At 42.4% G+C, this 14,707-nt stretch carries 11 protein-coding genes and 1 tRNA gene; 10 read left to right on the top strand and 2 right to left on the bottom strand.

What is annotated here, in order from left to right:
- The first annotated feature begins 70 nt into the window (after positions 1 to 70).
- The 9 genes from rlmD (at position 71) to glpK (ending at position 12,192) form a co-directional block, all read left to right on the top strand.
- Entirely contained in the window at positions 71 to 1,369 is a 1,299-nt protein-coding gene (rlmD, locus tag HNQ43_RS05215; protein ID WP_183375472.1) for a 23S rRNA (uracil(1939)-C(5))-methyltransferase RlmD, read from the top strand.
- Positions 1,370 to 1,395: 26 nt separating this feature from the next.
- A tRNA-Leu gene (locus HNQ43_RS05210) sits at positions 1,396 to 1,481 on the top strand.
- Between the two features lie 53 nt (positions 1,482 to 1,534).
- Positions 1,535 to 1,948, top strand: coding sequence for a hypothetical protein (locus HNQ43_RS05205; RefSeq protein WP_183375470.1), 414 nt, complete (start codon positions 1,535 to 1,537; stop codon positions 1,946 to 1,948).
- A gap of 76 nt (positions 1,949 to 2,024) precedes the next feature.
- Entirely contained in the window at positions 2,025 to 5,018 is a 2,994-nt protein-coding gene (locus tag HNQ43_RS05200; RefSeq protein ID WP_183375468.1) for a SpaA isopeptide-forming pilin-related protein, read from the top strand.
- A 76-nt stretch (positions 5,019 to 5,094) separates the two neighbouring features.
- Positions 5,095 to 5,658, top strand: a complete 564-nt coding sequence (gene epsC / locus HNQ43_RS05195; protein WP_183375466.1) for a serine O-acetyltransferase EpsC — start codon at positions 5,095 to 5,097, stop codon at positions 5,656 to 5,658.
- On the top strand, positions 5,639 to 6,931 hold the full coding sequence (locus HNQ43_RS05190) for a hypothetical protein (protein WP_183375464.1): 1,293 nt from the start codon (positions 5,639 to 5,641) through the stop codon (positions 6,929 to 6,931). The genes epsC and HNQ43_RS05190 overlap by 20 nt, the downstream gene beginning before the upstream one ends.
- 272 nt (positions 6,932 to 7,203) lie before the next feature.
- Entirely contained in the window at positions 7,204 to 8,238 is a 1,035-nt protein-coding gene (pheS, locus tag HNQ43_RS05185; RefSeq protein WP_183375462.1) for a phenylalanine--tRNA ligase subunit alpha, read from the top strand.
- A 10-nt stretch (positions 8,239 to 8,248) separates the two neighbouring features.
- Positions 8,249 to 10,651, top strand: a complete 2,403-nt coding sequence (pheT, locus tag HNQ43_RS05180) for a phenylalanine--tRNA ligase subunit beta (RefSeq protein WP_183375460.1) — start codon at positions 8,249 to 8,251, stop codon at positions 10,649 to 10,651.
- A gap of 74 nt (positions 10,652 to 10,725) precedes the next feature.
- Entirely contained in the window at positions 10,726 to 12,192 is a 1,467-nt protein-coding gene (glpK, locus tag HNQ43_RS05175; RefSeq protein ID WP_183375458.1) for a glycerol kinase GlpK, read from the top strand.
- Positions 12,193 to 12,219: 27 nt separating this feature from the next.
- Here glpK and HNQ43_RS05170 read toward each other — a convergent pair whose 3' ends face one another.
- Positions 12,220 to 13,038 carry an HAD family hydrolase gene (locus tag HNQ43_RS05170; protein WP_183375456.1) on the bottom strand — a complete coding sequence of 273 codons (819 nt, stop codon included), beginning with the start codon at positions 13,036 to 13,038 and terminating at the stop codon, positions 12,220 to 12,222.
- A gap of 54 nt (positions 13,039 to 13,092) precedes the next feature.
- On the opposite strand from HNQ43_RS05170, the gene HNQ43_RS05165 reads away from it, so the two are divergent.
- Positions 13,093 to 13,827 (top strand): AAC(3) family N-acetyltransferase, encoded by a 735-nt coding sequence (locus HNQ43_RS05165; protein WP_183375454.1) that lies wholly within the window; start codon positions 13,093 to 13,095, stop codon positions 13,825 to 13,827.
- Between the two features lie 4 nt (positions 13,828 to 13,831).
- On the opposite strand, the gene HNQ43_RS05160 is transcribed toward HNQ43_RS05165, so the two are convergent.
- Positions 13,832 to 14,296, bottom strand: a complete 465-nt coding sequence (locus HNQ43_RS05160; RefSeq protein ID WP_221248000.1) for a GAF domain-containing protein — start codon at positions 14,294 to 14,296, stop codon at positions 13,832 to 13,834.
- Positions 14,297 to 14,707: the final 411 nt, after the last annotated feature.

Genomic DNA, 14,707 nt, shown 5'->3' with positions numbered 1-14,707 from the left:
TAGTTCGCTATATAATTATAGGGCATTTGTTGATATTGTCAACTATTAAAAAAAAAGATACAATACGGCTATGCAAAAAAATGAAATCTATACCGTTATCTGTGAAGATATCACCAGCCAAGGCTATGGGGTCGTTCATTTGGATTCTATGGCGGTTTTTGTTTTTGGTTTGCTTCCTAAGGAAAAAGCAAAGATTCGAATCGTGAAGGTGTTATCAAGGTATGCATTTGGAAAAATAGAGGAGCGCTATACTTCTTCTTGTGATCGTCTTGAACCGGCTTGTCCGGCTTTTGGCAAATGTGGGGGCTGTGCTTTTTTACATTTGGACTATCTTGCTTCTTTGAAAGTGAAACAGAATGCGGTACAAACTTTGTTTGATCGTGCACATCTTCCGATACAGGTAGAGTTCCCGCTTTCTGTCCAGGATCCTTATGCCTATCGAAACAAAGCCCAGTTTCCGGTGCAAGTCAGAAACGGCAAGGTTCAGATGGGATTTTACCGGCCTCATTCTCACGATGTGATCGATTGCCCTGAGTGCAAGATTCAATCCGATGCGATCAATCATGTATATCAAGCGATCCGTCAGAAGCTCCGTCCCCAAGAGGCGGCCAGTCTGCGTCATGTTTTAATTCGTTCCAATCAAAAAAATGAGATCCAAATCGCGTGGATCGGGACTGAAAACCGATTTCAGACTTTGACACAAGATCTTTGTAAGGCAGATCCTCAGATCGTATCTGTTGTATTTAATGAAAATGTGCGCAAAGACAATGTGATCTTGGGAGAATCCTATGAAGTCCTGTATGGAACGGATTATTTGGTGCAAGAATGCATGGGGCTGCAAATGGATGTTCATTTTAAATCGTTTTACCAAGTCAATCCTGTTATGATGGAGATCTTATATCAAACGGCTATGGATCTGGCCAAGCTGCAAGACTTCATGCATGTTGTGGATCTTTATTCAGGAACCGGAACGATCAGCTGTCTGGTCAGTCAGCATGTACAAAGTGTAATCGGGGTCGAGATCGTAGAAGAAGCTTGTCAGGATGCGAAAAGAAATGCTTTGCGCAATCACTTGCACAATGTTGAATTTGTTTGTGAAGATGCGGGAAGCTATGCCAAGAAACATGCTCAAAAGACCGATGTACTCTTTGTGGATCCGCCTCGGAAAGGTCTTTGCGAAGAAGCGACAGACCATATTCAGGATTTTGATCCGGATAAGATCATTTATATCTCGTGCAATCCGAATACTTTGGTCCGTGATGCCAAGCGATTCCAGGAGGTGGGATATGATTGTCAAAAAGTCCAGCCGGTTGATATGTTTTGTCAGACTGCTGGCCTAGAATGTGTATCTTTATTTGTCAAACGATAAAAAGTTCGCTATAATAGGGAACACATGAGGCCGTGGTGGAATCGGCAGACACGCTACTTTGAGGGGGTAGTGGGCATAGCCCGTGTGAGTTCAAGTCTCATCGGCCTCACCATATTGTTATAGATTGGCCGCCATCAGGCGGCTATTTTGAAAGTGAGGAAGTTCATGAAAAACAAGCGATTATCACAAGTCCTTTATGTTTTTTCTGTTGTAGCTTTGGTTTATATGGGTTATACGCTTTTTTACAGTTATGATTCCATTACAACCTATTACGCAGCGTATAGTTCACAAGCACCGGTTACAGAAATTTTTACCAGCTTGATCTCCAGTGCTTTTACTCCCTTCTGCATGGCTTTGATCTTCTATGCTTTGGGTACGATCGTCGGGCTTCTGCAGGGAATTCGCAATGAATTTGAGATTGCAGCCAATCAGGAAGAAGAAAAAAACAGCGCAGAGAATCAAGAAGAGATAAAAGCTGCTAAGGAACCAAAAGAAATAGAAGAAAACACTCCGAGTGAAAACAGCGCCCAGGAAGAGAAACAAGAATTACCAGCCGACAAAGATCCTGATCAGAAATGATCGGGATTTTTTATTTTCTATTGGATTTTTATCGTATCTATTACTAGGTAGTCGTCTAAGGAAAAAGGAGGAGAGAATGATACGAAAATCCGTTCATAAAATTTTGGGGATCTTTTTAGGGGTGATGATGATCCTGGTGCAGAGTGTTCCCGTATTTGCACAGGAGTTAAGTGTTCAAGTAGACTATCCGGAAGGCTTTATCACGGATCCTAACAGTAAATGGGCTGTGGGGCTTTCGCAATCGAATGTATCTGGCTATAACTTTGATACGTATGCACAGATCTCAATTTCCGGCAAGAAAGTCTACTGTATTGAACCTTTGTCGTTGATCAGCGATGGAAATGGGGGCTATACTGCCAGCGATTTGGGGGACTATTTTGGGGATAGTACATTGACTCAAAAGTTAGAGTACATCTCGGCTTTAGGTTATGGTTTTCAGGGGGATTATTCTCACGAATTAGATTTCGCGACACAAATTCGCATTTGGCAAGAAATCATGCCGGGATTGGTTGTGAAAATTCATCCGGATATTCAGGCAAAGATCGATCAGATCAATAATCGTCTGAAAATTATGATGACCGATGTTTCTTTTGATCAACAAAAAGTGATTCTATCGGGCTATGGAAAAGAATTTGCCCAAACTCTGACAGACACAAATGGCGTGTTCTCTCACTATACGCTGGATTCCGGGACGCTTTCTTATGAACAGCAGGGCAATCAATTGACGATATGGATGGAAAAAAGTCAAGGAAAAAGCGGACAGTTGACGATGAATTGCTTCTATCCTCAACAAGGCGTCAGCATCGCTTATCGAAGCAAGTATAACCACCAGGCGGTGGCTTATATCACAGGAGGAATACCTAATCAGCTGCATGTATCCGCAATGGTCGAAACGGGAAGTGTACAAGTTTTAAAAAGAGATGCACAAACACAAGACATTTCTCAAGGGGATGCGACTTTAGCTGGTGCACAATATCAGTTGATCGACAACAAAACAAAGAAAGTTGCAGGTACGTTTCTGATTCAAGAGGATCTCTTCAGCAACCGCATCAGTGATCTGCCTACGGACCGCACGTATACAATTCAGGAAATACAAGCGCCGGAAGGATACCAGTTAGATACAAATCAGGTACAGATTGATTTTTCAAATCAGAAAGATGTCATCTTAGAACTGAGCGATGAGGTGATCACAGGCCGCATCCAAATCAAGAAGATCATTACGGACAAAGATATCTCGCAGATCGTGAAGCCGGAAAAAGGAGCGGAATTTACCATTGTGCTCAAACGTTATGTTGACCAATATGGCTCAATCACAAAGGCAATTGAACATCGAGATCGATTTTCGGACAGCGAATGGGACATTTTGACAACGGATGATCAAGGGTATGCTTTAAGCAAGGCGTTGGCTTATGGAACTTATATGGCTCAACAGACTGGCGGAGATCCGGAAACACATTGGCTCAAAGAACCCTTTACTTTTGAGATCGACCAGGAAACCGATGAGCCTTTAGAATATACGATCAATAATCGACCGTTTGAATATTATCTGCGTCTGATCAAAATCGATGCTCAAACGAAAAAGCCGATATCAACATCGGGTGCATCCTTTCAGATCTTGGACGAAGAAGGAAAGCCGGTCACGATGAGAGTGGGATCCAAAACCTACGATACATTCCAGACCGCATCCAATCACCCGAAAGAAAAAGAAGGGGTCTTTGTCGCTCAAGATGAAAAAGGAGTTCTGACGACACCTTTAAAGTTGAAAGCCGGAACGTATCAGATTCAGGAAGTTGAATCTCCGCAAGGCTATCAGCTTTTAAAAGAACCTGTCAAGATCGTTTTGGGATCGAGCTATGTCTCGCAAGTCGACGATCAGGGGCATGCGACAGTTGAAGTGACCATCGAAAATGAAAGACCTAAGGCGAAGATCATTCTTCATAAGGAGTTTGAAGAAAGATTGTCGGAAGATCTATGCAAAGGAGAGGTGCGTTTTCGATTGTCAGCCAAAGAAGATATATTTGATCCGGCAGATGGGACGCTGCTTTATCCGAAGGGAAGTTGGATTGAAACTTCAGAACATCCGGATGGGATCTATTCTTTAGAAGCGGGTTCTTTGGTTATCGATGATTTGGTTCTGGGATCGTATCAGTTAAAAGAAATTGAGACGATCGAAGGTTATCAGCTCTTGGAAGATCCGATTGATTTTGAGTTTGTGCAAGGATCTCGAGACAGAGATGAATATGTTTTAGAAAAGTCGATCACCAATAAGCGCGTACAGATCCAGACAACGGTGAACAAAGAGAAAGAATGGTATCCAGAAGAAGAAATAGAGGTCACAGATCGCGTAGAGTATCTCGGGCTGGTTCCTGGCAAAACCTATCGACTGGAGGGAAGGATCTTAGATCCTAAGACAAAAAAACCGATCCAAAACGAAGGAAAAGAACTGATCCAAGTTTTGGATTTTGTGCCAGAAACTAAAAATGGTTTTGTGGATATGGTGTTTCGCTTCGATGCTTCACAGATCGAGCCAGCCTCTTATGTCGTAACCGAAAGGCTATACTGTGAAAATGGACACCTTTTGGCAGCCCATGAAGATTTGAATGACGACAAACAGACTTTTGAGATCTTGCCTCTTTATGATCTGCAGGTCCAAAAAGTCGATGCGGATACAGGTAAACCTATTCAAAATGCACAATTAGAATTTGCGCTTTTCAAAGATAAACAAGCAAATACTCTGTATCAAACGGGACAGACCGATATTTCTAAAGGAACGGTATCCTGGAAAGATCTGAAACAAGGTTCCTGGTACTTAAAAGAAGTAAAAGCGCCTAAAGGATATCGTCTTTTAGACCATGTATATTTCTTGGAAGTGAAAAAAGACGGAATTTATATTGATGGAAAAAAGGCCAAAACGAAAGAAGGATATTTTTATCTTGAGATCCAAAATATCAAGATTCCGATGGTTTCGACAAGGGTAGACTGGAATGCCGATGGATATGGAGTTTGGTTTGTTTTCTCAGGAATTCTTCTTGGACTCATTGTAGTGATTCAAGTTTTTAGAAAGATATAGGAATTCTAAGCATCGTCTTCGGGCGGTGCTTTGTGTATTGCTTGATTTTTAGCTTAAAATAACATAAAATTCATTCATGAGTGAATACGAAGGACGTTCTTTTTTTAAAGATGCGGCTTATAATATAAGAAGAACAATGGAATTGGATCCGGAAGCCCATTCAAAGTGGGAAGTTTTTTGGCTGTATCCGCATATCAAGGCGATCGGTCTGCATCGCATTGCCCGCTGGCTTTGGGATCATCACCGAACTTTTTTGGCTCGCTGGGTCTCGAATGTAGCCCGGAACTGGACAGGAATCGAGATTCATCCGGGGGCTACGATTGGCCGCGGACTTGTGATCGATCATGGCATGGGGGTCGTGATTGGCGAGACGGCCATCGTTGAAGATGATTGTCATTTATATCATGGCGTGACTTTGGGAGGAACCGGGAAAGAACATAAGAAAAGACATCCGACCTTGAAAAAAGGAGCTTATGTTGGGTCCGGGGCTAAATGCTTAGGGAATATCACTTTAGGAATGTACTCTCGAGTAGGCGCGAATGCGGTCGTTTTACAAGATGTGCCAGATTACGCAACGGCAGTTGGCATGCCGGCTCGAATTATTGAAAGGAAGCGCGAAGATGTGGAAATATCGCTGTAAATCCCATTTACTTTCTTTAATTGGTTCATTTCTCGTTGGGGTGCTTTTTGGCTTGATTGCCAATCTTGTCTACGGCGGTGAACTGCAAGTCTATATGCGCGACATCTTGGCGGATGCCGGCGTTCCGGCAGCGGCTATACCGAGCTTGGAAGCTTATATAGAAAGTCCGCTTCTTCAATCGCTCTCGTTGGGGATCGTTTTTGCGGGTTTGATCAATATTGTTTTATTGGCCCAGTATTTCTCCAGTGTATCGACGTTCAGCCCTTTGATCTTTATTGTTTTATTGATGTTTGCCTCCACCTTGCTTTTGTTTGTTGGAATCATATTGTTGTTGCCAAGCGTGATAGCCTGTATCTATGGCATGCTAACTTTGCGCAGCTCTTTGGCATCCCAGCGGAAGCAGAGAAATATTTCCAATGATGATGAAATAGTCCGTGTATATAAGATTCATCATCAGCTTCAAGAAAATGTTCGTCAGATGGCTCAAGAATGTAAGAAGAATGTTCGCAAGATCACCTTTGTCTATGGGTTAGGCATCGCGGCTGCTTTATGTGTGATGTTTTTCGTGCAAAGCTTTCTTTTGCTGGCGATCTTGTTTATCTTTTTCTTTATGTCCTTCAGTTATCTGATGCGATACTATGCCAGCTCTTTGATGCCGATTCGGATGCTGCTTTATCAAAACTGCGATCCGGAAGCTTGTGCCAGTGCTTGCATCTATTATGGAATGGATCATAAAGGAAGAGTCAAGATCAAAGATCGGATCTTGATGGCGCAGGCTTTGATCTATATGGATGATCCGCAGCTGGCTATGGATGTGTTGATTGACTATCCTCGGCGGGATCAAGCCAGCACTTTGCAGTATTGGAGCCTGATGGCTACGATTTATTACATGCTCAAAGACGAAGAAGCGTTAGAGCGCTGTAAAGAAGAGGCCAATAAAGTTCGTTTGAATTTTGGCACACAGGGGATCATGGTCCAGAACGAAGAAGTTGCCTCCATTCAAAATAAAGTGGATTTGATGAACGGACAGTTCAATACATGCAAAAAGTATTATCTGCAAGCTTTACAAAAGGCAAGCTTTCCTTTTCAACAGGTGGATGCTTGTTACTATATCGGTATGATCTCTTTTGTAGAACAAGATTATTCATTGGCGAATATGTATTTTGAAAAAGTGATCAATTTAGGCAATAAGATTTCGTATGTTGCCAAAGCGAAACATTTTCAATCGAAGATCGATGCTTTAGGACAAACACAAAACGACGAATTCAGTTGAAACTTATCAGACGATTTTGTATAATCCATTATATCTAAAGCGTTGAACAGGAGTAGTACTCCAAACCGGCTTCGGCAAGAGAATCGGATCCTTGGCTGTAAGATCTGAACGAAGAAATTGGAAGAATTCACCTGCGAGCAAGAGTCAAAAACCTCTTCCGTTTCATACGGTTATCATGAATTAAGTGCGTAAAAGACGAAACAGGATGGTACCGCCGTAACTGGCTCCTGTACTCGTCTTTTTTATTTTTATCAAAAGAAGGGAAGAATATTATGGAACAAATCGAAAAGCTCCAAAGTGAAGCATTGACCAAGATTGCGGATTGTCAAAACAATCAGGATCTCAATGCAGTTCGGGTCGAGTATCTTGGGAAAAAAGGACCGATTCAAAATCTGATGAAGGGGATGAAAGATCTGACGCCAGATCAAAGGCCGGCTTTTGGCCAAAAAGTCAATCAGCTGAAGAGTCAGATTGCGAAGGCCATCGAAGAAAAACGAGAAGCTTTGGCTAAAAAGGAGCTTCAAGAAAAAATTGAAAGAGAAAAAATCGATATCACATTGCCAGGAAGAAAACCTGTCATAGCAAATCTGCATCCTTTGAATCTTGTGTGCCAGGAATTGGAAGATCTTTTTATTGGTTTGGGCTATCAAGTGATCGAAGGAGACGATATCGTCAGTGATGAATATTGTTTTGAGAGAGCAAATATTCCAAAGGATCACCCGGCTCGGGACATGCAGGATTCGCTTTATATTGATCCCAACTGGTTGCTTCGTACGCATACGACCGCAATTCAGATGGAGGTTTTGGAACAAAGCGCTCCACATCTTCCAATCAAAGTTGTTTGTCCGGGAAAAGTATATCGTCGCGATGATGATGATGCGACGCATTCTCATCAGTTCATGCAGATGGAAGGCCTGGTCATCGGTGAACATGTGACTTTGTCGGATCTGAAAGGAACATTGGAGTTCATGGCTCGCAAACTGTTTGGACAAGATCGTCAGATTCGTTTCCGTCCAAGCTTTTTCCCATTTACAGAACCAAGTGTGGAAGTGGATGTTTCGTGTCATATCTGTAATGGAAAAGGATGCCCAACTTGCAAAGGCACTGGTTGGATCGAGATCCTGGGAGCGGGAGAAGTTCATCCGAATGTTTTGAAGATGGCTGGTTATGATCCGGACAAGTGTTCAGGGTTTGCGTTTGGAGTCGGTATTGAGCGTGTTGCGATGTTGAAATACGGCATTGACGATATTCGTCATTTCTATACGAACGATATGCGCTTTTTGGAACCGTTCAAACGGTTTGATTAGGAGGAAGATCATGAGAATTTCCAGAAAATGGTTATCGCAATATATGGATATATCCGATTTGAGCATTGATGAGCTTGCTAGTCGCATCACCGATGCCGGATTGGAAGTGGAATCTGTCGAATCACAATCCCAAGGAACTAATTTAGTGATTGGTCAAGTCATAGAGTGCACGATGCATCCGGACAGTGATCATTTACATTGCACGAAAGTCGATATCGGGGATGAGATCGTATCGATTGTTTGTGGCGCACCGAATGTCGCCGTCGGGCAAAAAGTCATTGTTGCCAAGCCGGGAGCCCAGCTTCCAGGACTAGAAATCAAGAAAGGTTCGATTCGCGGACAAGAAAGCAATGGGATGATCTGTGCTTTGTTTGAACTGGGTGTAGATCCTCACTTGTTAACGGAGGAACAGAAGGCGGGAATCGAAGTATTGCCTGAATCGGCTCCGGTTGGGAATACGGATCCGTTAGGCTATCTGGGATGGAATGATGAAATCTTGGATGTAGCTTTGACTCCTAATCGCAGCGATTGTTTGTCTGCCTTCAATATGGCCAAGGAAGTGGGAGCCATCTTAGATCGGAAAGTTCAACTTCCAAATTATGATCATGCCGCTTCTCAAGGGGGACCGACGCATCTTCGTGTTTCTTCGAAAACGCAAAAGTGTCCGATGTTCTTAGGGAAAGTTATTGGAAATATTACAATCAAAGAAAGTCCTGAATGGATGAAAGAGCTCTTAAGAGCTTCCGGTATGCATTCCATCAACAACGTCGTCGATATTTCAAATATCGTAATGTTAGAAACTGGACAACCGATGCACTTCTATGATAAAGCGGCAATCAAAGATCTTGAGATCACGGTTGCGGATGGTTTTGAAGAAGGATATACCGCACTGGATGGTGTAACTTATGATCTTTTACCGGAAGATATTGTCATCACCAATCAAGGAAAACCGATCGGAATTGCCGGGATCATGGGAGGGGATGACTCTAAGATCTTAGATTCGACCCAGGGACTGATCATTGAATGTGCCATCTTTGACCACGTATCGATTCGCAATACGGCACGTCGTTTAAATCTGGCGACAGAGTCCAGCGTCCGTTATCAAAAAGGAATTGAACCTTTGGCAGCCCAAAAGGCCTTGGATCGGGCTGTTCAACTCTTAGTAGAATATGCGGATGCCAAAGAAATCGAAGAAACGGTACAGTTTGGTAAAACGCCGTACGAGCCTTTGACGCTGACTTGTTCTTTTGATTCGATCAACGATCGTCTGGGAACGGATTTTACATCTGAAGAAATCATGGATGTTTTCCGTCGTTTAGACTGGCAGCCGCAATCGAAGGATACAGAGTTTACAGTTCAAATCCCGAGCTATCGAAGCGATGTGGAAGGCATGGCTGATCTCAGCGAAGAAGTTATCCGTCTGATCGGGTATGATCGCTTGCCAAGTACATTGCCTTTCATGGAAATGACGGAAGGAAAATTAAACGCAAGGCAGAGATTGGTCCGCGATCTTCGCACGACCTTTACGCAGCATGGTATCCAAGATTGTATTACTTATACTTTGGTTTCGACCAAGAAGAAAGACAATGCGATCTTAAGTTGCGGACAAGCCATAGAACTTGCCAGTCCAATGAGTGAAGAGCGTCGATATATCCGCACTAGCATTTTGCCTAGTCTTCTGGAAAGTCTGGCGTATAATCAAGCGCGTCATATTGCCGATGTGAATCTATATGAGATCAGTGATGTGGCGGCTAAAGAAGGAAAAAAAGTACACTTGGCCTTTGTCTTGAGTCAAAAGCTCTATGAAACACGCTGGACACAAGATTCGATTCCGGCAGATTTCTATACAGGAAAAGGTTTGATAGAAGAATTGTTTGAGCGGATCGGTATTCAATCGAAACGAATTGGATTTGTAGAGAATAAGCTGGATACAGATCATTTCCATCCTTATCGTTCCTGCGAGATCCAAATTGATCATAAGACGATCGGTTTGTTAGGAGAGATCCATCCAAGCTATGCAGCAGATTGCGAAGTTTCATCGGCAATTCTTTGTGAGTTGGAACTGGATGCTTTGATGGATGTTAAAAAGTCAAAAGTGAAATTTGTACCGATTTCTAAATATCCAAGCGTTCAGCGCGATTTGGCTTTTGTGATCGACCGTCAGCTTCCGGTTGAGAATGTCGTAAAAGTAATCGAGAAACAAGGTCGTTTAGATAAAGAGATGGTCATTCGGGATATCGAAGTCTTTGATGTGTATCAAGGGGAACATATGGACCCGTCTAAGAAAAGCGTTGCCTTGTCGATTCGTTTCCAAAGCGATAAGAAGACATTGAAAGAAGACGAGATCAACACCTTGTTTACTTCCATCATCGATCATATTCAAAAGGAATGTGACGCGATATTGCGTGGATAAAGTGCAGAAATGCACTTTTTTTCTCTTTCTTGATGAAAGCGCTTTCGTGTTATAATGGGGACAGGTGAGATCAGATGAAAAAATATATTATCGCGATCGATCAGGGCACGACCAGCACTCGTGCAATCTGCTTTGATCAAAATCAGAATGTGATTCGAATCGTACAGGAAGAAATTCAGAACGTATTCCCGCAGCCGGGGTGGGTTGAACAAGATGCGCAGTCGATTTGGTTGAGTACTTTAAGCTGTATATCCCAACTGTTTGCGCCCGGAGATCTAAAACCAGAAGAAGTGGCTTCGATTGGTATTACCAATCAGCGCGAGACTACCGTCGTTTGGAATAAGAAGACAGGCATGCCGGTTCATCGCGCTATTGTCTGGCAATCCAGGCAGACGGCAGATATCGTAGAGCGTTTTAAAAAACAAGGTTTAGAAGAAAAGATCCATGAAAAAACAGGACTCGTTTTGGACCCTTATTTCAGTGCTACAAAGATTCGATGGATATTGGAAGAGTGTTCGATTGAAGATCCTGAAGATCTTTTGTTTGGAACGGTCGATACGTGGCTGGTCTGGAGGATGACGAATGGAAAGGTTCATGTGACAGATGTTACGAATGGTTCCCGAACTTTATTGATGAATATCCATACATTGGATTGGGATCCGGAATTGCTGGCATGGTTTGGTGTTCCTTCGAACATGCTTCCTAAGATCGTGGATACATCCGGGGTTGTCGGCTATGTGGATCCTGTCTACTTCTTCAATACACCGTGTCCGATCGCTTGTTTAGTAGGGGATCAGCAAAGTGCTCTTTTTGGTCAGTCTTGTTTCCAAAAAGGGGAAGGAAAAAATACGTATGGAACCGGTGGCTTTTTATTGATGAACACGGGAAATCAGCCTATTCTTTCTAAACAAGGATTATTGTCCACTGTGGCCTGGAAGATCCAGGACCAGATTGCATATGCATTAGAGGGCAGTATCTTTGTGTCCGGTTCTCTGATTCAATGGCTGCGGGACGGTTTGAAATTCTTTAAATCCGCAAAGGACAGTGAACAATTAGCCACCGATGTTGATTCCTGCAATGGAGTTATGATCGTTCCAGCCTTTACAGGCTTAGGAGCTCCTTATTGGGATGATCAGTGCCGCGGTGCCATCTTTGGCTTGACCCGGGGGACGGATATTCGTCATTTGACCAGAGCCGCTTTAGAAAGTATGGCCTATCAAAGTAAGGATTTGATCCAGATCATGGAAGAAGATCTCAATCAGAAAATAGAATATCTAAAGGTGGATGGCGGAGCCAGTTCCAATCGTTTCTTGAATCAATTTCAAAGTGATATCTTGGAGATTCCTGTCTATAAAAATGAGATGTTGGAGATGACGGCACTAGGGGCTGCCAGACTGGCGGGCTTGGCGGTTGATTTCTTTACGATGAACGATTTCAAGGATGGTGAAACAGAACAGTTTTTGCCTTCGCGAGATCACGAAAGTGTGGAAAAACTTTACGCCCAATGGAAAAAAGCGGTTGCGGCGACTCGAATGTATTAAAAAAACTTCCATCATTATCGGAAGTTTTTATTTTGAAAGAATATAGCGCTGAAGAATATGTCCGACGGCATCTTCATCGTGGGTATAAGGACATAAGTCATCGATCGTGGATAAGATGTCGGGATGGGCATTTTTGACTCCGATGGATAGGCCGGCGGTTTTTAAAAGACCTAAGTCATTGATATTGTCACCGATTGCCAAAGTATCTTTGATTGCGATTTTCAGATGATCGCAAAGATATTCTAAGCCGAGTCCTTTATGGACACCGCGGGGATTGAATTCAAAATAGCGATTGCTGGAATACGAGAGATCACAATTTTGAGAAATCGTTTCAGGAAGCTGCTTCTCGATCTGTTTCAAGATCGAAAGATCTGTATTTTCAAAAAGGATCTTGATGATCGGCCGGTTCTTTAGAAACGATAAATCTTCGGCATCAATCTCAGAAACTTCCATGCGGCCTTTGAGAAAATGTCTTTCGTCTTCATTTAAACGATAGGCATAAGTCTTATCTACCAAGTAGACTTGAATACCTACATCGTATGTTTTTCCTAATGTATAGATTTGATTTACCAAATCAAAGTTCATGGGTTTTGTATATAAGACTTGGCCGGTATTATTTTCGGTAACACAACCTCCGTTTAAAGAGATGGTATAAGTCCCTGGTTTTTGAAATTGACCAATTTCTCTCAGGGTATTTTGAATAGAAAAGAATGGCCTGCCGGTTGCGCAAACAAAATGGATTCCTTTCTCTTGGATTTTACGGATCATTTCTTGCGTATAAAGTCCGACGTGTTTGTCAGAGCGAAGCAAAGTCTCGTCTAAATCACTAGCGACTAAATGTATCATAGAGGATATCTCCTTTCCATGGTTCAATTCTATCAAATATGTTAAAATAGTCCTATGAGTAATCCATCTTTTTTAGTTCGATCAGACATTCGAGATCTGCTGGAACATTTCTCGATTCAAAAAGGAGATCACGTTTGTATTCAGTGCAGTGACGCCTTCTGTCATCAAGTGGTCGGTGGTGCGCAGACAATCATTGAAGTCCTCATGGATGTGGTTGGTTCGGGAGGCCTTTTGTTTATGCCGACTTTCACTTTTTCTTGTTTAGATCCAGCGTGTCAGACTATCAAGGGTTCGGTTGATGACTGGAAAAGAATTCGTGAAAATCAAAATGGGTATCATAAATTGCTTACATCGTGTGATCAAAACGGCGAACTGGCCAATCAGTTTTTAAAATATGAGGGTGTATTACGTACGGAACATCCGGTTTATAGTTTTGCGTTCTGGGGTTTTTGGGATGAGAAGATGATCGATCAAAAAATGAACTATCCTCTTTCTTTCAGTCATGTCTTGCGCTCTTTTGCCCGCAATCAAGGCGTTTCTTTGATGTTCGACATAGATCCAAAATACAGCGTGTTGCTTCCGGCAATCGCAAAGACGCTCAACCTTGGTCAAACCGCCATCCAAAGGGCACAGGTCAAAAAGGGAAGCACGAATAAGGTACGCACATTTTTGATTACGAAAGCCTCCAACGATTCAGTGGAAGAGGCTATGAAGTATATCCATGTAAAAGCGGATAAAATCTTTGATCGCAAAATCACTCGGTTGAGTTTAGATGAAGATACAGAATAGAATATCACCAAAGGCAGTCGGCTCTGGATAATAATTCCGAGATCAGATCTGCCGTTTTTTGTAAGACGGATTCTTCCGGGATTTGAAAGCGCGCAAGCAAAGGAGAGTCAATATCTAAAACGCCGATGATATTTTCATCTTTATATAATGGGATGACGATTTCGGATCGGGAGGCGCTATCGCAGGCAATATGACCAGGAAAGGCGTGTACATCATTCACTACGAGTGTTTTTTTCTGCTGCGCGCAGGTTCCCACAACGCCTTTCCCATAAGGGATCTTGGTGCATGCAACTTTTCCTTGAAAGGGACCTAAAAAACAGAGCTGTTTTTGAGGATCTGTAAAGTAGACTCCGACCCAGTTTAAATCAGAAATCTCATGATAAAGGATTGCCAGAATATTAGATACGTTGGAGATCCAGGGCAGAGCAGGATCTAAAATAGACTGACATTGTTCATAAATATATCTCATATCTATGATTTTACATGAAAAAAGGATGAAAGAGAACAAAACGTTCCAGATTTGAAACAGATTTGGACAGCAAAAATGACAACCCGATGAAATATGATAGGATAGAAATACCAAAAGGAAGGTTATCACATAGAGATCGACTCTATGATATGGTGAATCACATCCAGAAAATAAGGATTTATCTATCGGTAAAAAAGGGTAGAGATGAGATGATTCATCCGATACGAGCGAGCCAGTTTCTTCGATAAATAAAGGAAATTGGCTCTTTTTTAATCTTTATGAAAAAAAATGCACATTTTTTTTGACAAGGGGGATAAGATTTGGTAATATAACTGAGCACGGCGCGGGAAGCGGCGTGAGAGATCTTTGAAAACTGAACAAGAAACGAAACCAAGAAGGAACGTCAATTCA

Origin of the sequence: Faecalicoccus acidiformans (assembly GCF_014202635.1) — a bacterium.
In the GTDB taxonomy this organism is placed as follows: Bacteria; Bacillota_I; Bacilli_A; order Erysipelotrichales; family Erysipelotrichaceae; genus Faecalicoccus; species Faecalicoccus acidiformans.
The sequence above is the reverse complement of the archived record's forward strand: the minus strand, read 5'-3'. Positions and strand labels throughout refer to the sequence as shown.

Coding starts and splice junctions, on each gene's coding strand:
- HNQ43_RS05170 (WP_183375456.1), bottom strand. CDS start 13,038: ATGATACATTTAGTCGCTAGTGATTTAGACGAGACTTTGCTTCGCTCT.
- rlmD (WP_183375472.1), top strand. CDS start 71: ATGCAAAAAAATGAAATCTATACCGTTATCTGTGAAGATATCACCAGC.
- HNQ43_RS05205 (WP_183375470.1), top strand. CDS start 1,535: ATGAAAAACAAGCGATTATCACAAGTCCTTTATGTTTTTTCTGTTGTA.
- HNQ43_RS05200 (WP_183375468.1), top strand. CDS start 2,025: ATGATACGAAAATCCGTTCATAAAATTTTGGGGATCTTTTTAGGGGTG.
- glpK (WP_183375458.1), top strand. CDS start 10,726: ATGAAAAAATATATTATCGCGATCGATCAGGGCACGACCAGCACTCGT.
- HNQ43_RS05190 (WP_183375464.1), top strand. CDS start 5,639: ATGTGGAAATATCGCTGTAAATCCCATTTACTTTCTTTAATTGGTTCA.
- HNQ43_RS05160 (WP_221248000.1), bottom strand. CDS start 14,296: ATGAGATATATTTATGAACAATGTCAGTCTATTTTAGATCCTGCTCTG.
- HNQ43_RS05165 (WP_183375454.1), top strand. CDS start 13,093: ATGAGTAATCCATCTTTTTTAGTTCGATCAGACATTCGAGATCTGCTG.
- pheT (WP_183375460.1), top strand. CDS start 8,249: ATGAGAATTTCCAGAAAATGGTTATCGCAATATATGGATATATCCGAT.
- pheS (WP_183375462.1), top strand. CDS start 7,204: ATGGAACAAATCGAAAAGCTCCAAAGTGAAGCATTGACCAAGATTGCG.
- epsC (WP_183375466.1), top strand. CDS start 5,095: ATGAGTGAATACGAAGGACGTTCTTTTTTTAAAGATGCGGCTTATAAT.